Genomic DNA, 17,710 nt, shown 5'->3' on the forward strand with positions numbered 1-17,710 from the left:
CGGCGATCGCGCCTACCTTACCCCTACTATAGGGGATTTTTTTTGATTTCGCGCACCTCATCGAGTCCTCCCCAAGTTTTAACGCCAGCAGAAATGAGAAAATAACAACCGTTAGCAACATGGATTTCACATGAGTCAACCGAAAATTATCGTTCTCGACGACGACCCCACAGGTTCCCAAACCGTTCATAGCTGCTTGTTATTGATGCGCTGGGATGTAGAAACCCTATCGATAGGTTTGCGCGACGAGTCGCCGATTTTCTTTATCCTCACCAACACGCGATCGCTCACCCCAGAAAAAGCCGCCGAAATTACCCGCGAAGTCTGTCAAAACCTGAAAACGGCGATCGCCAACGAAGGAATCCAAGATTTCCTCGTCGTCAGTCGCTCCGACTCCACCCTGCGCGGTCACTATCCCATCGAAACCGACGTCATCGCCGAAGAACTCGGCCCCTTTGACGCTCATTTTCTCACCCCAGCCTTTTTTGAAGGCGGACGAGTCACAAAGGATAGCACTCATTACCTACTCGTCGATGGCGTCGAAACCCCCGTCCACGAAACCGAATTCGCCAAAGACTCCGTATTCGGCTACCAACACAGCTATCTCCCCGATTACGTTGCCGAAAAAACCAAAGGACGGATCCCCGCCCAAAACGTCGAACGCTTCCTGCTCGCCGACCTCCGCGCCGGAAGCCGAGACCGACTGATGCAACTGATCGGAAACCGTTGCTGCGCCGTCGATGCAGAGACTCAAGCCGACCTCGATCGCTTCGCCGCCGACCTCCTCGCCGCCGCCAGTCAAGGCAAACGGTTCCTGTTCCGCAGCGCCGCCAGCTTGCTCACCTCCCTCGCCAATCTCGGCCCCCAACCCGTCGCCGCCGAAGATATGGCACAATTTGCTCGGTCGGAGAAACCCGGCGTCGTCCTCGTCGGTTCTCACGTGAAAAAGACGACCCAGCAACTCGAACACTTGTTAGAAGATCCTTCTGTCGTCGGCATCGAAGTGGACGTATCTCACTTGCTCGAAGAGTCCGACAAGGAACGGGACGAATTGCTACACGAAATCTTGGAAAAAGTCCGCCAAGTTCGCCAGTCCGGTAAAACTCCGGTGATTTATACCAGTCGTGAAGAATTAGTCTTTGATAGTGTAGATATTCGCCTGCAATTTGGCGCCGCAGTGTCCGCCTTATTAATGGATATCGTGCGCGGTTTACCTGAAGATATCGGCTTTTTAATTAGTAAAGGCGGGATCACTTCCAACGATGTTTTAAGTACGGGGTTGGCGCTACAAACGGCACGATTACTCGGCCAAGTTTTACCCGGGTGTTCGATCGTGCGAACGCCGAAAGACTGTCCGAAATTTCCCGATTTACCTGTGGTTCTCTTTCCCGGAAATGTCGGCGACAATCAAGGCTTAAGGACGGTTTATCGACGCTTGAGCAACCAAAGTTGAAGCATTTTTAGTTAAAGGTGGGTCATCCCCACCTTTCTCTTGATTCTTATTTGATTGATGGTTGTCGATGGTTACAGTTTTTCTCATCATCCGACCCGTAATTAATCTGTCATTGCCGTGGAAAAGGTAATCTATCCCCCCACGATCTCTCTCGTTCAATTCGGACGCTTCCATTCATTTTTTAATCGGTTAAATTAGACTAAAATCATAGTTTTTGTACAAATTTAAGAATGAACCAACGCCGAAAACTCGATCGCCACCAACAACGGATTCTAGACTCTCCCCAGCACGCTGAATATTATCTAAATATTGCCAAAATTTACCAAAAACAGAATAAATTTGAAGCAGCCTTGCGTGCTTACGAGAAAGCGTCGGAAGTTTCTGCAAATTCTGCGGAAATTTCTCGGAAAGTTGCCGAATTCTATCAATTTCTAGGAAAGCGATCGCTGCAACAACAAAAATGGCACGAGGCGATCGCCTATTTTGAAGAGGCGTTTCACTTGAATCCCGCTTTAGAATCGCCAGACTTTTATTTTAATTTAGGAAACTTGTTGATAGACTTAAAACAAACAGAAACAGCCATAACTTGCTATCAAAAAGCTTTAAAAAATAATCCAAATTCGGCAGAAACTTACCTTAATCTCGGAATCGTTTATCGGCAGATAGGACGAGATCGAGAGGCGGAATTAAATTATCGACAAGCGATCGCGATCGCCCCTCGGTTCGGTTCAGCTTACTTCAGTTTGGGAAATCTACTCAGAGACCGACAGCAACACGAAGCGGCGATCGCTTGTTATCTCGAAACCTTGCAAATTGACCCCGATTTTGAAGCGGCTTATCTGAATTTAAGTTATTTTTATAAAGATCTAGGAAAACTGGGCGAATCTTTCGATTTTGCCTTGCATTTGCTGCCGGAAAATCTTTTAAAACAACGATGTTATCCCGATCGCCCGTTGTCCGTCATTCCCGATCGCGCCAATCCGGGCGATCGCCCGCAATTTCCCTGTCAAATGCTGCATCCTGCAGGAGTTATAAAATTCAACAAACCGCGCAATGGAGATCGTCAATTTCACCCTTATTTTAAATGGAAAGAATATCTCTATTCTGCCAGTTTTATCGCCCAGTTCGATCGCGCCATTGCCTGGGGTTCCAAACACTTGAGTGCTATTTTAACCTGCGATCGCACCCTCGTCCTTCCCCTATCCCAAGGGAGTTCCGAATTAATTGCCTTATCGGAAAAGCTGCCCGAACCAGTAGAATTAAACGGGACGATCGCCTTTTTATCCGTTCGCGGCGGTCAAACTTATTTTCACTGGATGTCCGACCTTCTCGGACGGTTTGAATTATTGCGCGCGGCGGGGATAGACTGGCAAAGCATAGATCGCTTTATCGTCAACAGCACTCATTTACCCTATCAACAAGAAAGCTTATCTTTATTGGGAATCGACAACGATCGCCTCGTCGAAAGTCGTCTCTATCCTCACGTCCAAACCGAACGACTAATCGCGCCTTCATTACCGGGCGATCCGGGATTGATGACCCCTCGAACTTGCGAATTTTTGCGCGAGTTGTTTCTTCGCCATGCTCGGGTGAGTGAGACCGTTAAAAACATCGGCGATCGCCTTTATATCAGTCGCGAACAAGCGAGTTATCGGCGCGTGGTCAACGAAGGGGAAACGATCGCCTATTTAAGTCAATTTGGATTTGTGAAAGTCTCGTTAGAATCGCTCTCGTTTCGGGAACAAGTGGGCTTATTTTCGCAAGCGCGGGCGATCGTCGCCCCTCACGGTGCCGGATTGACCAATCTTGTTTTTTGCGAACCGGAAACCCGGGTCATTGAAATTTTTTCGCCGCAAGCGATTTCGATTAACTATTGGGCGATCGCCAATCTGCGCCATCTACAATATTATTATTTAATGGGAAAAGATTTAAGCGAATTTTACCGCGATCGCCCTCAACAGAGACGACGTTATCCCCATCCGCTTTATGAAGATATTTGTGTAGATTTAGAAGCCTTAAAAGAGGCGATCGAAAGGGCGGATCGAGTCTGAGTTGACGGCGGTTCGCGACGAGGCGATCGCAATTTACGGGCGATCGTTGCCCTCGGACTCGAAAAATGACGTAGAATCCCTGTTAAGGATTGCCACCAGTATTTACACTTGCATGAGTTCCAATTCTTCCGTGTCTTCCTCCGAAACGAATCAATCTCAAAAGGGCGAGTCTCCTGACGCGATTGCCGAAACTGTAGCCGCTTCAGCATCACAGACGCCAGAAACCCCAGAAACGCCAGAAACCGCAGAACCCTCAGAAACCTCAGAAACCTCAGAAACGCCAGAAACCTCAGAAACTTCAAAAACCCCGGCGACCTCGGAGGATAGCCCCTCAGAACCGTCGGAGAATGAGGATTCGTCCACCGAGTCCACCCGTCCCGTCGATCCGAACGCGCAAGTCCGGTTTAAAACCGAAGAAGACGGGCGATTGCTGTTAATTTTGCCGCCAGAAAGCGACAAGAAAGAGGAAAACGCCCCGGTAGCGGTCACCTGGAACGAGATTTGCCAGCAACTGCAGCATCGGCTGAATGCGGGCGATCGCTTTTGGCAAGCCAACACCTCGGTCAACCTGCTCGCGTTCGATCGCCTCCTCGACGCGCGACAATTACAGACGATCTCCGAAGCCTTAGCCGACGCCAAACTGCAACTGGCGCGGATTTACACCACCCGGCGTCAAACTGCCGTCGCCGCCGCCACTGCAGGCTACTCCGTCGAACAGAAGGCCATGCCTAGCGCCTTCCAAACCGGAAATAGCGCCGAAGGAAAAGCCCTCGCCGATCCCCTGTATTTAGAAACCACCGTGCGATCGGGTTTGGAAATCCGCCATCCCGGGCATATCATCGTCAATGGCGATGTCAATCCCGGGGGAACCTTAATCGCCGATGGCGATATCCTCGTTTGGGGACGCTTGCGCGGGATCGCCCATGCGGGGGCCAACGGCAACAATCGCGCCTCGATCATGGCCTTAGAAATGGAACCCACCCAAATCCGGATCGCCGATTTCGTGGCGCGGGCCCCGGAAACGCCCTCGCAGTTTTATCCTGAAGTGGCTTATGTTTCGCCGCAAGGCATTCGCATCGCGCGGGCTGTGGATTTTTCTAAAGCGCAATTCCTTTCTGAATGAGGGTGAATGAGCTGGAAACGGCTGAACAGATCGTCAAGTGCGATCGCCTCGCCTGTGCTAAATTGAATCCGCAAACCTTCAAATCGAGTTAGGATTAAGCTCGTCCGATCGCTCGATCTTGAGATCGGGGAACTTTCCCGCGCGGTCGGTCGGATTCGGCAGTCGGATCGTGAAACTATTCACCAGCAGTTTGATTGAGAGTCATCCTATTCCATGAGTCGCATTATTGTCATTACATCTGGTAAGGGAGGAGTGGGTAAAACCACTTGCACGGCCAACCTGGGAATGGCTCTGGCTAAAATGGGCCGTAACGTTGCCGTAATCGACGCCGATTTCGGTTTGAGAAATCTAGATTTGCTGCTGGGTTTGGAAAACCGGATCGTCTACACCGCCGTCGAATTCCTAGCGGGTCAATGTCGTTTGGAACAAGCCCTGGTTAAAGATAAAAGACAGCCCCGTTTGTCGTTATTACCTGCGGCACAAAATCGCATGAAAGATGCGGTCACGCCAGAACAGATGAAGCAGGTTGTCGGTCAACTCACCGATAAATTCGACTACATTTTGATCGATTCTCCTGCGGGGATCGAACAAGGATTTCAAAATGCGATCGCCGGAGCGAAAGAAGCCGTAATCGTGACGACGCCGGAAATTGCCGCCGTTCGCGACGCCGACCGGGTGGTCGGCTTACTCGAAGCCAATGGGGTTCGCCGCATTAATTTAATCGTCAATCGCATTAAACCGGCGATGATCGAAGCGAATGATATGATGTCTGTCGATGACGTTCGCGAAATTTTGGCGATCGGGTTGATCGGCGTGATTCCCGATGACGAGAAAGTGATCGTTTCTACGAATCGCGGGGAACCCTTAGTTTTAGCTGAAGAAAATTCCTGTTTTGCGCGATCGGCATTTGAAAATATCGCCCGCCGCATCGAAGGCGAGCAGGTCGATTTTATTGACATTGACGCCCCCAAGGATGGCTTTTTCTCGTGGTTGCGTAAAGTATTATCAGCTAAGATTATTTAAGGCTCTACCATTCCCCAACAGCTTCATGATTAGCGAACTGATTGAAAGGCTTTTTACTCGAACGGCGGCTGCAAACAGTCGCGAAGAGGTCAAGCGCCGTCTAAAACTGGTTCTGGCTCACGATCGCGCCGACCTGACCCCGGAAACGGTCGAAGCGATGCGCCAGGAAATTTTAGAGGTCGTTTCTCGCTATGTCGAACTCGATGGGGAAGGGTTGGAGTTCTCTTTAGAAAATAATCAACGGGCGACGGCATTAATTGCCAATTTGCCGATCCGACGGGTGAAGGAAGATCGCAAGTCCGAATCGGAGGAAGCCGCCCCCTCTCCGGACGAACCCGCCCCGTCTTCCACCTGACCGGGCGATCGCCGCCTCTTGCATCTACCTCTCACCCGCCTTTACTTATCCTATTTAAGATGATTTGTAAAGGTATTTTGGATATTTTTTAGTCTTTCCACCCGAATTCCGGGGGCGATCGCCCTTAGCGCGATCCGGCAAAAGGTAAAGTTCGGATCGTCTCGCACGCTTCCATATACCAACGACGTTCGTGGACGTAGTGCGCTTGCGTGATGTAAAAAGTGCCGTAGTCGCGATCGAGCGCGTCGGTAACAAAGTCTTGCAATTGTTTAAACACCATTTCGCCAATCGGATCGAGAATGCGTCCGAGGGAAATGTGACCGAGTCGAGATTGATGGGGTGAGGCGAAAGGGATCGCCGTTCGCAACTGTTCCCGGAGGCGATCGAGAGCGGATTTCTGGCTCGTTCGGTGCGATCGAGGTCTCTACCATCCAATTTCTCTATACCTCTGTGAACTTCTTAACTCTTTACTCTTACTCAAAGTCATTGCACAACATGAACTTTATTTAATTTTTACAAAAGTTAGATAAAGGGATTGGCCATTTATTGTATAATCAAGCCAATTGATAAACAATTGAATATTTAATGGTTGTTACCAAAGCTAGTGAGATTTAGAGTTTCCCCAAAGCAACTCTTTAATTTATAATGTTTATATTGTTGCCACCCTAAAAAATGTATCAGTTTTTTTCTTGAGAAATAGAGCATATGCCCATCTGAAAGAGGGATGATTATAGGATGTTGATGGCTTCGGAAAAAAACGATGCAAAGAAGGGGGAAAATTAAATGCAACTCGAACAAGTAACGGTCAACCATCGCTCATCATTTATTTATTTTGTTTATCCTTTTACTTTTGATGCAGATCGGTTTACTCAATTTAATGAAACAGTCGATCGTGCAACAATTCAATCCAAAAATCAAAATATAAAAATCTGGGACGCCACTTCATTGCCCAAAGATGATTTACTATTTCACGTAGCCAATTATCTAAATCCTTCAAACACAGAAAAAGCAACAGCTAAATCCTGGAAACTGTCTAATGATAATCGGATCTGCTCTCATTTCGGATTAGATGCTCAATGGAAACTTTATTTAAAGAAGAAAAAAATTGATTTTTATTGGGGTCAGAAAGGCAATAAAAAAAGGAATAAAAAGGGGAGGGGTGTTGATGGCGTATCAATGATTTTATTTAATGGAGGTGTAGGGTTTTTAAGAGTACAAGTGCAACCGATCGGTAATATTCTGCTCGATTGGCTTGATTTTTTGCACTTCTTTCGTTTTTTAGTTCCTAGACAAGGAACGGAGGTGAAAGCCTACAAGAAGACGGATAAAGGAGATGAAGATTATTTTCCAAAAAAATTAGGTAATGCGAATTGCGATCGCAGTGTTTTTAAAGCTGTGGTTATGGCCTTATTACAAACGGTTAGCCGCGAGATTTGGTGGGATGATATTTTTGTACCCGATCGCCTAATCCCATTTGGATGCTTGTATGTAAACGATTTACCTCAGTCAGAAATTAATCAGTTTCACTTACTCTATAAATTGCAACATTTTTTTAATTCAAATCAGGGGGAATATCCGGCACCAGAACACTTAGATCCTAACCCTCAACCTTGGTTGGCGTATGCGAGAAACCATTGGTTTATTTTCACCCTGGAGGGAGGTACTTTTTTAGCGATCGATAGTCCGGAAGAAGTATTTTTTAAAGAAACATTACCCCAGCACTTAAAAAGCCAGTATTTTCTCTTATTTTTATTAGCTCAGTACCAACGATTTGCTCTGATGTCATTATCACAGCAGGTAGCCAATTTTTGGCTAGCGGCTGAAGAGCAAAGATTGCAAGAATTTGAACGGATTCGCGATCGCCTCTTCTTGTTTACCGCCCGAGGATATTTTACTCAAGTTATGCAACGGGACAACTATCACCGTTGTTATCGCAAGTGGCAAGAAGTCTTGCAATTAGAGCAACTTTATCGTGAAGTTCATGATGAAGTTCATGAAATGCAAGAATATTTGAACTCCCAATCTTTACGGCGGCTGGAAGTGGCGGAAAAACAACGGGAACGCGAACGTCAAGAAGAGAAAGAACGACAAACCCAACTAGAAAAACAACGAGAACAGCAATACTTGCAGGAATTAAGGAGCAAAGATGAGGCCCAGGCCAAGCGCGATCGCGAGTTGCAAGACTTGGCCTATATCATCAGTGGAGGGTTGGGAGGTGCTGCGATTTTTGCCTCTAGTGCCGGGTTACTCACTGCAGGTAGCAATAACGGCGAGGTGACGGTGGGATGGATTCCGACACCTTTTAATACCTTGCATCCCGTGACAGTTGCCATATCTCTGAGCTTTTTGGCCGCTTTATTGTTTGGTTTCGCGGTTTGGGGGATTCGGGAGGGGCGACGGTGGGTTGGCGATCGCCGCGCTCGACGGAAGTTAGAAGCGTTTTGCTTATTACTAGAGCGAGATCCGGCATGGTTGTCGTGGGGCGATCGCGAGTGGTTGTCGTGGGGCGATCGCGAACGGTTGGCGGAATCGATCGATTGCGAACCCAACGATCCGAGGGAATTGTGGGAGGCGATCGCTCGTTGGTGTCAAAGTCAATCGGATCCTCGGGTGGTTAGGAAACTGGCCATTCTAGAAAAGCGAGTTAAGCTTCATGCAAAGGTTCATAAAAATTATAAAGCCGAATTGCGAGCGAAGATTTCTCCACCTACTGCCGCACAGAAAACAATTGAAGGCTTTTTGCAACTGTTACACAACCAGCCAGATTTATTCGATCTAGAAGCTCGAAATGATTTGGCTCGACAAAATTGGTCGGCAGAACCGGAAAAACTCGCCGAACAAATTCGCAAATGGTGTCAAATTGACAGGCGATTGGAGATCTACGCTCAACTGCTTGAGGAGCAAAATAATTTACTCTCCAATTTGGCGATTTCTAAGGACGATGAATATAGCGATCGCTTGAAGAAGGTGAGCGATCGATTGCTACATCCGCCGAAACCACCTTCTTTGTTTAAAAAACTTTTGAATGAGAGTTTGCGAGACTTAGAGCAAGGATGGCAGCGCATAATGCGATCGCCTCCACCCTAATTAAATACAAGAGAGCGTTTGACCTCCTGGTCACGAACAGTTATTCAATTTGAGGCTAAAAATAAAAGTGACTACCTTAATCGTGCAAGTTCTAGGCAATAGCGACATTCAGGTAGATGGCGCTCCAGGTTGTAATACCCTGAGCAACAGCTATTGTTTGGAGGATATTGAAGAAAAAGCAGCAATCAATGAGGAAGAGTTAATTGAGGACATCGATCGCGTTAATTTTCCGTTGATTAAAAAGCTTTCTGAGTCGCCCATCGTTCAAGCTGAAAGCTCTAGTCCGCCTTTATTTTGCTTTTTGCTCACGGATCAACGGCAATGGCAATCCCAGCGCAATGAGACCGGAGAAGGGTGGAATCAAGTTGTGGCTTTAGATGGCATTTGGTGGCAAAAAATTTTGGGAAAATGGTGCGAAACTCATGACATTCAGCACTCTTTAGTTACGCTGACAATTGATCCATCGGTGGAAAATGGGGTGGCGGATTGGGATGGAATGGCGCAAACCATAGAACGGTTTTTTGCGAGTTTGATTCGATTTGAAGAAAATGGGATATTTTTTCAGCCGCAGCAGGGAGAATCTATCCCCGTTGAAAAAATAACGGTGCAGCATAGTAGTGGCACGCCAGCTTTGAATGGTGCCTTGTATTTGTGGGGAATTGAGCGCAAATTAACCCGGAAACAGATTGATTTTGTTTATATTTCCGAACAACAGTTAGTATGCGAACCCCATTCGGGGACGCACTGGCAATGGCATCTGAAAGTTCCCCAAATCCGGGAGTTATTGAAAATTCAGGATTTTAGCGGCGCTTTGCAAATTCTTCAAAGTCATCCGCACAGTATAGAGGAAATTGAGACGAAGTTACAAGAACTCGATCGCGCGGTTTCTTTGAATTTAACAGGACGTAGTTTGACGGGACGAGAGGGAATTATCGAACGAGTGGCGATCGCAGTTTGGAGTGAGACGGCATTTCGCGATCGCAGTCAGTGGATGCACTGGTATTTGCGCGTTGCTGGGGCGTTTGAGTTAGTCATTATGCTGTTAGTCGAACAACAGGGAAATGGCGATTATGAATGGGAAGGCAGAAACTTGATTTGCAAAGCAGGAAACGTAGAATCAGTAGGTTCATTAGGAATTGTAAAAATTGTTTGTTCTTTACTCAGCAAAGGAAAAATAAAACTCCGAAAAGAAAAAGATGACGACCCCGATCTCTTCGTTAAAGCAACCAAAATACAGAAGAGCGAGAAATGGAGTAGTTTCAAGAAATTTTATTGTAATAACTGGCAAATTAACGAAAATATCAACGTAGGAGGATTCACCAATCTCAGAAATGAACTCTATCACAGTTTATTAGGAGATATCATTGATAAAGAATTAAACGAACGAACCCTAGAACTGGGAAGCGTCACTGACGACGAAAAACATCCCGCGCAAGTTGCCGTTGACTATCTCCACGATATTATCGACCTAGCTGGATTGAAAGATGAAGTGAAAGAACGAGCCGATCGCTATAGTCAAATTGTTCGATACATTGAGGAAAATCTGTAAATGAATGTAGAAGATTGGCTGATTCAACAACAGCAGATTTATCAAAATCTGCCGCATGCTTCCCCAGAGATATCCATTCATCCAGTCAGTGGAGAATGGCAAACAAGTGCTTATTTAAAATCGCAGTTTTGGTGGGGAGGCGGTGCATCTCGCGAAGCTTGTCGGCAAGTTGCAGCAGCTTCCAACCCGGAATTAACTCACCTGGGCGTCCTCTCATTTGGCCCGGTTCAAGAATTTCTCGGCGGCGGAGAACGATTGCGCGATTGGGCGGTTGCTTCTTGGTTATGCCATTATCTCACTGCTGTGGCAATTTATCGGTGGGAAGAACGTCAGGGGCAAGTGTTGTTACCCTTGCATCGGTCTTCCCCATTACTCAATTGGTTGCGTGATGAACCCTTCGATCGCGATCGCTTTTGGCAAGCAGAACTCCCCAATGTCATCACCGGATTGCATCCGCAAAATGAAAGTTGGTTAACCGATTTTAATCCCATTATCACCGAAGAATGGGGTAAATTTCTGGAGGCATTGGAAGAAGAAGTTTCCCAACGCTACAGTCCCCATTTACTCAACGGTCAAGGATGGCAAGTCATTCACCGGGATAACGCATATCTCTGGTCAGTTTATACCGAAAGCACACCCCTTTCCCTAGAAACGGTCAGTCAAGATATCAAACACTTGCACGAACGGATCGAATCGCGTAAAATTGGTCGCCAGTGGCAAGCAACTTGGTGGGGAGGTCGTACCAGTCCTAGCGCCGGACATTTGTCAATTTGGCATCCGGGACTCAAACCGATCCATGACGGGGGGACTTGGGGATTGCCCGATTCTCAGTTGAAAGAATGGTGGTTGCGGGCGGCGAATGAAAGTCGAGATCGCCTCTCTGGATTGGTGGATAGTGACGATCGCCTCAATAGTATCGAATTCGTCCGTCGGTTGGCCTCGGTTCCGGAAATTATCGAACCCACTTTACAACTGTTGTGGGGCAGAACACCGCCTCCCTGTCCTTGGGGCCAATTCCCCGATCGCGCTACTGTCGCCGCCGCTTGGGTGGTCGATCGCATCGATGCCGAGACGTGGAACGATACTCTAGACACTTTATACCAATGTTGCCTAGATGAAAAACCTAATTTCCGGTGGGGAATGCCTAAAGTCGATGGTAAAAATCCCCCTCATTTCGCTTATCCACGCATCCTCGAACGGCGCTACCTCAAGGAAAGAGTGCCTCAAGAAAAAAAAGATACAGACGACGAGAAAAAGATTATTAAAGACTGGGAAGATCTCAGTCAAGGGTGGGAAAGTCCCATCGAATGGACGGTGGGATGGCGCGGCGATGGCGACAATATGGGAAAATGGCTGTCTGGGAAACAGTATCAAACCTTAAAATTGCAGTGGTCGCGATGGCATCCGAATCAAGATGCGATCGACCAACATCAGTTAAACATCGACCCGCCGACTCTCCCCGCCAACGCCACCCGACAACTGGACTTGCCTCACGTTCTGGATTTGTCCGTGTTATTTGGATGCTGGAATCAACTGCTGTATCCCTTGGCAGAACGACACCACAACGCCAAAGTTATCTTTGCAGGTGGGGATGATTTTCTGTTGTTGGGGCCACTCACGGAAGCCGTTTCCCTCACTAGCAATTTATATCGGTTGTGGCGGGGTCAACTCTCACCTTTGACCCAACCCTTAGACCCGCCAGTGGATGGGTGGGTGCAACGGGAATCGGAGATTTATCCGGTTCCGGGACAGCAGATGGATTTTAGCTTGGGGGTGGTGATTGCCCAACGGCGAATTCCACAATCTTTATGGCATCGGGGGTTAACCGAAGCGTATAAAGAAGCGAAAAATCAAGGGCGCGATCGCGTCTGTATCAAAGTGCTGTTCAATAGCGGTCAATCCTTGGACTGGGTTTGTCCTTGGCGCTTGTGGGAACTGCTGATGCACGTGCGACTCACAACTGAGGAGAAAACCGAGTTAAATCGCTGGGAAAAACTGCTGTTCTATATGGAAAGCAATCGATTGCAGCAATCTGATGTTGATACAGTTCCGGATTTAATCGAAACTCTGTGGGCCAGCGTGGGCATTTCTCTCACATGGGAAGCGATCGAAACTGTCGTTGAATATGATGAGTTTGACGATGAATTGGGAAACTGGTCTTGGTGGATTGGTTGGATCGGCGTCATGGGATTTCTGGCGCGACAACAACGGGAACGGGAAAAATGGGTCGAACGAGTTGGGGGGAACTAACCCATGAGTGAATTAGAACAAAGTTGGTATTCGATATCTCCTGCGGGAACGGTAGCGATCGGGAATCTCACGCCAGTGGGACAAAATAGCGGTCAAGTGGACTGTCGGTGGCCGCCAAACGGTCATCAATTGGCCGCTTGTTTGAACTTGCCCACAGATTGCACCTTGTGCGGGCCATTTTGGTATTTGTCGAACCCCGGAACAATTTATGTGATTCTGCCATTGCCTGTTTATGAGTTAGAGCGATCGCCCCAAAAGAAGAAGAAACAGAAGATTCCCCCAGAGATTTTTCGGATGGTGTGGGAGGACAATCGCTGGCAGGTGCAATCTCAACATCGAGATGCCTCAATCGAGGTGGTGGGGGGTCGCTATCTGATTTCCGGGATTACCCTCAAGCAATTGTGGCGAGACGGATCGCGAAAAGAACCTGATTTGCAAGAGTTTCCCTGGCAAAAACTCACCCTGAGTCACAACAGTCGCGAAGAGTTTCAGGTGAAAGATGAGGGCGGGTTTTTTGCTGAAAAAACCACTTTAATGGATCCGGGTTGGTCGATTTTGGTGAAAATTATCGGCAACTATGACTGGCAGAAACGACTCCCCAATCCACCTTGGAGTTGTATTGGTGCTGGGGCAACCCCGGTGAGCATTAAACGGGAAGACGAAGAGGATCTTACCGTTGATTGGTTGGAGGGGAAAGCGGAGAGTTTTCAGGGAACTGGGGCGGTGTTGTTAACTGGCGCATTGTGGTATGAGGAGGAAAATTTTCTCTCGGTTCCCTATCCTCCCCAAGTGCCGATCGCCGGATATGCGGCAGAGGTGGGAATTCCTTGGCAATCGTGGAAATCCGTGCGCGATCGCCACAACCCCGAACGCAAGGTGCAAGTGTTGACCCCTGGGGAATGGTTGACCCCTGCAGGGGCAGTTTACCTGTGGGAGGGGGAAGCGCCCTTAGAAACATCCGCACCCTTGCCGGATCGGTACCATCGCCACTGTCTGGGTTACGGACATTTATGGTTATTTGAGGAGAACACAAACAATGGCAATTGAATGGTTGATTTGTCGCGAACCCGTGCATATTGGCGGTGCGGATAGCAGTTCTCGGGGGAATAATAATCCCATTTACCGTCTGAGCGATCGCACTCCCGCTATCCCCGGCAGTTCCCTCCGGGGTGCCTTGCGCGAAGGTGCCGAACGCAGTTCCGAGTATCAAGGGTATGTGAGTAATTGGTTTGGCGGCAAAGATGACAATATCTCCCCCGGTTATATCGCCTTGGGGTGGGGATGGCCCGTGTGGTGGCCGATTCACGTTTTGGGGTATGGCAGTTGGTGGGTGAGTTGTCCCGCTTGGTTGAATCGCTATCAGCAATTATCTCAGCAAAATCTGCTGAATTTGACCGAGGGAAATATCTACGCCACCGACGCTCAATTAAACGGCAAAACTGTTTTTCTGCGCTGGTTGAAGTTAACGAAAATCCAAACCTGTTCTCTGAGTTTGCCCGCACCCTCAGAGGTTCCCCCGGATCGCTGCATTATCGTTCCCAGCAATAGTATCAAGTTAATCGTGGATATGGGATTGGTTCGGCAACCGCGAGTTAGTTTAAAGGACTTAAAGGATTTAGAGGACGAAAAGAAGGAAAAGAAGGAAAAGGACAAACCGGATAAAGATAACAGTTTGGTCAAACATCTGTTTGCGGTAGAAGGGTTGCCTCCGGGGGCGGTGTTTATGACCAGTTGGACAATTCGCGATGCTCAGAAAGTGCAAGAGTTAGAGAAATGGAAGGCTTTTTTGCGATCGGAGCATTATTTGGGAGGATTGTGGAGTGTGGGTTACGGGCGAATTTTAATTACTCAGATTGGAGGATAGGAAGATAAAATGCCTGTAGAGCCTGTAGAGTTTTATGAGTTAGATCGGGAAGTATTTCGGTTGCTTAAGAAGGGAATTGATGACAAGCGGGGAGATGAACATTTAGATGATTGGCAAGGTGCAGCCAGTGAAATTGCCGATTATGTTGCTAGTTGGGGATTGGAAAGGTTTTGGGCAATGTCGCGATCCCAGGTTTTAAAAAACGGCAAAATGCCCGATCCAACGGATGATGCTGATAAACTTCCTTGGTATTTTTCTTGGAGTGTAGCGCGAGAGGTTCTCTGTAAAATTGTCGGGACTGAATTGGGGATTAACTATGACATGAGTACAGCCGAATTTCAGGAAAGACTACATGGTTCAGAAGATTCAAATTATTCAAATGGGTTAAACTTCAATCAGCAGGTGTTACTGACGGATTTATTGATGGAGATTGCTCATACTGTTCAGTTTTGGACGATGCGGTTTAAAGATGCGCGGGAGAGTGGGAAAACGGTGTAAGGTTTGATGGTTGTTATTGGAAAATTGAAGAAAGCGATCGCAGTTTTTCCGGGGTGAGGAAAATGCGATCGTTTTTTTGTTGGATTGAGTTCTCAAAGGTTTTAAAAACCGGACACCCTGGAAGGGTGCGGCTATACGAACAAAGCCTGCCTTCGCAGGCTAAAGGCAGCATCAATCATGTGTTGTAGTCGTACTGCATCAGCGTTCACCATAAATCACCTCAGCTTCAGAAACCACGCGATCGCGAAAATAGCGACTGAGGTCTTGGGGAGTATTCAAATCCACAGTCCGTCCGAGTAAGTTGCTGAGACGGTCTTGGATGTCGATGAAACCAAAACCCGGTGTTTTTCCCGGTTGGAATTCAACCAGAATATCGATATCGCTATCCGGACGAAAATCATCACGCAGAATCGAACCGAAAAGGGCGAGTTTGCGGATATGGTAATCCTGGCAAATTTGAGCGATCGCCGCTTGAGGAATTTGAATTTTAGACTGCCTGGAGATGATGGTCATGCTGTATTGTCTGTAAGATTAAGAAAGCTGCTGCTTTTTTACCTTCTTTTATTTTATTCATCAACAGGAAGTTTCAGCACCTTTTCCTTCTAATGAAGGTCGATCGCCCATATTAGATGGTGGAGTTCGTAAGTAAGGCGTAAGTTTCAGCACCTTTTCCTTCTAATGAAGGTCGATCGCTTAAGTAATTTGAACATGATGTTCTCCCCCTAATCAATGTTTCAGCACCTTTTCCTTCTAATGAAGGTCGATCGCTTAAAGCTCTTAAATCATGGATTCAATCTCAGTCATGTTTCAGCACCTTTTCCTTCTAATGAAGGTCGATCGCCAGTCAAGTCCGCACTGAGGGATGGAATTCGGGCTGTTTCAGCACCTTTTCCTTCTAATGAAGGTCGATCGCAAGTCGATATCCGGCAGCATCGAAAGAAGGGTTTCAGCACCTTTTCCTTCTAATGAAGGTCGATCGGCGAGGCAATTCTGGCGATCCTCGTGTCGAGAGATGTTTCAGCACCTTTTCCTTCTAATGAAGGTCGATCGCTTTGAGCAGCTCGTCAGCAACCTCCAATTGACTGCAAGTTTCAGCACCTTTTCCTTCTAATGAAGGTCGATCGCGATCGCGCTTACGCCATGTCTTTTGCTCGATTTCTGTGTTTCAGCACCTTTTCCTTCTAATGAAGGTCGATCGCCGTCGTCGATTTCGGCAAAAAGATTGCCTCGGGTAAGAAGAGTTTCAGCACCTTTTCCTTCTAATGAAGGTCGATCGCGAAAGAAGTACTTGGACTTCCCCGCATTCCCAAGGGAGATGTTTCAGCACCTTTTCCTTCTAATGAAGGTCGATCGCAAGAAAATTACGAAGTTAGAAGAGTATTTCAAGATCGTCGAGTTTCAGCACCTTTTCCTTCTAATGAAGGTCGATCGCGTACAACGACTTCGTGATCGAAGCGATTGCGGAAAGTTTCAGCACCTTTTCCTTCTAATGAAGGTCGATCGCGAGAAAAAGGACAGAGATGTGGAGTATTACACCCAAAGTTTCAGCACCTTTTCCTTCTAATGAAGGTCGATCGCGCACCGCCAAATCGTGGATTTATTCCGCAAAATTGTTTCAGCACCTTTTCCTTCTAATGAAGGTCGATCGCTGAGGGACATGTGCAATATCGCATCGGGGGGTAAAGTTTCAGCACCTTTTCCTTCTAATGAAGGTCGATCGCGTACCAACTTTGACGGCACATTTCTTGAAGGGCTGGGTTGTTTCAGCACCTTTTCCTTCTAATGAAGGTCGATCGCAAATTAAAGACATATCCTATTACCAGAAACATCCCTTACTAGTTTCAGCACCTTTTCCTTCTAATGAAGGTCGATCGCCCACAAAACCCTCTCTCTCGACGAAATTGTCGATATGTTTCAGCACCTTTTCCTTCTAATGAAGGTCGATCGCTTCGACGTTGTTGGCGGTGACAACGATAAATACCGGGGGTTTCAGCACCTTTTCCTTCTAATGAAGGTCGATCGCAAAACTCAATCAATATGGAAGCAATCGATATTTTTGCGTTTCAGCACCTTTTCCTTCTAGGGCGTGTCATCAATTATGTAGGTTGACAAAAGTGACCAAATGTGGAGGAAAGCGCCTGCGGACATTTAAGCCAGCCAAATCACGGATGCAGCCAGGTAAATGCCACCCAGGAAGTTCACCGAGCGCTTGTCATAACGAGTGGCAATCCCTCGATACTGTTTGAGCTTGGCAAAGAAGTTTTCCACCAGATGTCGGGTTTGATACAAGAATCGATCGTAATCGTGGGCTTGTTTTCGATTCTTTTTCGAGGGAATGACGACTTCAATCCCTCGCTCGTGCAACGGTTGTCTGACTCGTTCGTCGGCATCGTAAGCTTTATCCGCTAGCAGTGCCTGGACTTCCACTGATGGTAGCAACCGCTCGGCACCGACTAG

14 protein-coding genes and 1 CRISPR repeat array are annotated in these 17,710 nt (G+C 47.4%); of the genes, 11 read left to right on the forward strand and 3 right to left on the reverse strand.

The window, feature by feature from the left end:
- Positions 1 to 130 precede the first annotated feature (130 nt).
- From JJD41_RS20760 to minE, 5 genes are all read left to right on the forward strand, one after another.
- Positions 131 to 1,453, forward strand: coding sequence for a four-carbon acid sugar kinase family protein (locus JJD41_RS20760; protein WP_200669426.1), 1,323 nt, complete (start codon positions 131 to 133; stop codon positions 1,451 to 1,453).
- Between the two features lie 230 nt (positions 1,454 to 1,683).
- Positions 1,684 to 3,504, forward strand: coding sequence for a tetratricopeptide repeat protein (locus JJD41_RS20765; protein WP_200669427.1), 1,821 nt, complete (start codon positions 1,684 to 1,686; stop codon positions 3,502 to 3,504).
- Between the two features lies 1 nt (position 3,505).
- On the forward strand, positions 3,506 to 4,627 hold the full coding sequence (minC, locus tag JJD41_RS20770) for a septum site-determining protein MinC (RefSeq protein WP_370583911.1): 1,122 nt from the start codon (positions 3,506 to 3,508) through the stop codon (positions 4,625 to 4,627).
- 213 nt (positions 4,628 to 4,840) lie between these two features.
- Positions 4,841 to 5,650: a septum site-determining protein MinD gene (gene minD, locus JJD41_RS20775; protein ID WP_200669428.1), complete on the forward strand. Its 810-nt coding sequence runs from the start codon at positions 4,841 to 4,843 to the stop codon at positions 5,648 to 5,650.
- A 25-nt stretch (positions 5,651 to 5,675) separates the two neighbouring features.
- On the forward strand, positions 5,676 to 6,005 hold the full coding sequence (minE, locus tag JJD41_RS20780; RefSeq protein ID WP_200669429.1) for a cell division topological specificity factor MinE: 330 nt from the start codon (positions 5,676 to 5,678) through the stop codon (positions 6,003 to 6,005).
- Between the two features lie 124 nt (positions 6,006 to 6,129).
- On the opposite strand, the gene JJD41_RS20785 is transcribed toward minE, so the two are convergent.
- Positions 6,130 to 6,372 (reverse strand): hypothetical protein, encoded by a 243-nt coding sequence (locus JJD41_RS20785; RefSeq protein ID WP_200669430.1) that lies wholly within the window; start codon positions 6,370 to 6,372, stop codon positions 6,130 to 6,132.
- An 809-nt stretch (positions 6,373 to 7,181) separates the two neighbouring features.
- Here JJD41_RS20785 and JJD41_RS20790 point away from each other — a divergent pair.
- The 6 genes from JJD41_RS20790 (at position 7,182) to JJD41_RS20815 (ending at position 15,253) form a co-directional block, all read left to right on the forward strand.
- Positions 7,182 to 9,092: an AAA family ATPase gene (locus JJD41_RS20790; protein WP_200669431.1), complete on the forward strand. Its 1,911-nt coding sequence runs from the start codon at positions 7,182 to 7,184 to the stop codon at positions 9,090 to 9,092.
- Positions 9,093 to 9,159: 67 nt separating this feature from the next.
- Entirely contained in the window at positions 9,160 to 10,641 is a 1,482-nt protein-coding gene (locus JJD41_RS20795; RefSeq protein ID WP_200669432.1) for a hypothetical protein, read from the forward strand.
- The gene (locus JJD41_RS20800; protein ID WP_200669433.1) at positions 10,642 to 12,891 is read left to right on the forward strand and encodes a type III-B CRISPR-associated protein Cas10/Cmr2; all 2,250 of its coding nucleotides are present in this window, start codon (positions 10,642 to 10,644) and stop codon (positions 12,889 to 12,891) included.
- A 3-nt stretch (positions 12,892 to 12,894) separates the two neighbouring features.
- The gene (locus JJD41_RS20805; RefSeq protein WP_200669434.1) at positions 12,895 to 13,938 is read left to right on the forward strand and encodes a hypothetical protein; all 1,044 of its coding nucleotides are present in this window, start codon (positions 12,895 to 12,897) and stop codon (positions 13,936 to 13,938) included.
- Positions 13,928 to 14,755 carry an RAMP superfamily CRISPR-associated protein gene (locus tag JJD41_RS20810; protein ID WP_200669435.1) on the forward strand — a complete coding sequence of 276 codons (828 nt, stop codon included), beginning with the start codon at positions 13,928 to 13,930 and terminating at the stop codon, positions 14,753 to 14,755. The genes JJD41_RS20805 and JJD41_RS20810 overlap by 11 nt, the downstream gene beginning before the upstream one ends.
- Before the next feature lie 9 nt (positions 14,756 to 14,764).
- Complete coding sequence (locus JJD41_RS20815; protein ID WP_200669436.1) at positions 14,765 to 15,253, forward strand: hypothetical protein; 489 nt, start codon at positions 14,765 to 14,767, stop codon at positions 15,251 to 15,253.
- Between the two features lie 198 nt (positions 15,254 to 15,451).
- Here JJD41_RS20815 and JJD41_RS20820 read toward each other — a convergent pair whose 3' ends face one another.
- Positions 15,452 to 15,766 (reverse strand): nucleotidyltransferase family protein, encoded by a 315-nt coding sequence (locus JJD41_RS20820; protein ID WP_200669437.1) that lies wholly within the window; start codon positions 15,764 to 15,766, stop codon positions 15,452 to 15,454.
- Between the two features lie 70 nt (positions 15,767 to 15,836).
- Positions 15,837 to 17,276: direct repeats of the CRISPR family, unit length 37 nt; unit sequence GTTTCAGCACCTTTTCCTTCTAATGAAGGTCGATCGC.
- 125 nt (positions 17,277 to 17,401) lie between these two features.
- Positions 17,402 to 17,710 (reverse strand): transposase (locus JJD41_RS20825; RefSeq protein ID WP_234489035.1); only part of this gene is annotated, 309 nt, incomplete at its 5' end.

Origin of the sequence: Oxynema mangrovii CENA135 (assembly GCF_016632315.1) — a bacterium.
GTDB classification, from domain to species: domain Bacteria; phylum Cyanobacteriota; class Cyanobacteriia; order Cyanobacteriales; family Laspinemataceae; genus Oxynema; species Oxynema aestuarii.

What these genes read in the sequence shown, in the direction of transcription:
- JJD41_RS20760 (WP_200669426.1), top strand. Translation starts at nt 131, where the DNA reads ATGAGTCAACCGAAAATTATCGTTCTCGACGACGACCCCACAGGTTCC.
- JJD41_RS20765 (WP_200669427.1), top strand. Translation starts at nt 1,684, where the DNA reads ATGAACCAACGCCGAAAACTCGATCGCCACCAACAACGGATTCTAGAC.
- minD (WP_200669428.1), top strand. Translation starts at nt 4,841, where the DNA reads ATGAGTCGCATTATTGTCATTACATCTGGTAAGGGAGGAGTGGGTAAA.
- minE (WP_200669429.1), top strand. Translation starts at nt 5,676, where the DNA reads ATGATTAGCGAACTGATTGAAAGGCTTTTTACTCGAACGGCGGCTGCA.
- JJD41_RS20790 (WP_200669431.1), top strand. Translation starts at nt 7,182, where the DNA reads ATGATTTTATTTAATGGAGGTGTAGGGTTTTTAAGAGTACAAGTGCAA.
- JJD41_RS20800 (WP_200669433.1), top strand. Translation starts at nt 10,642, where the DNA reads ATGAATGTAGAAGATTGGCTGATTCAACAACAGCAGATTTATCAAAAT.
- JJD41_RS20805 (WP_200669434.1), top strand. Translation starts at nt 12,895, where the DNA reads ATGAGTGAATTAGAACAAAGTTGGTATTCGATATCTCCTGCGGGAACG.
- JJD41_RS20810 (WP_200669435.1), top strand. Translation starts at nt 13,928, where the DNA reads ATGGCAATTGAATGGTTGATTTGTCGCGAACCCGTGCATATTGGCGGT.
- JJD41_RS20815 (WP_200669436.1), top strand. Translation starts at nt 14,765, where the DNA reads ATGCCTGTAGAGCCTGTAGAGTTTTATGAGTTAGATCGGGAAGTATTT.
- JJD41_RS20820 (WP_200669437.1), bottom strand. Translation starts at nt 15,766, where the DNA reads ATGACCATCATCTCCAGGCAGTCTAAAATTCAAATTCCTCAAGCGGCG.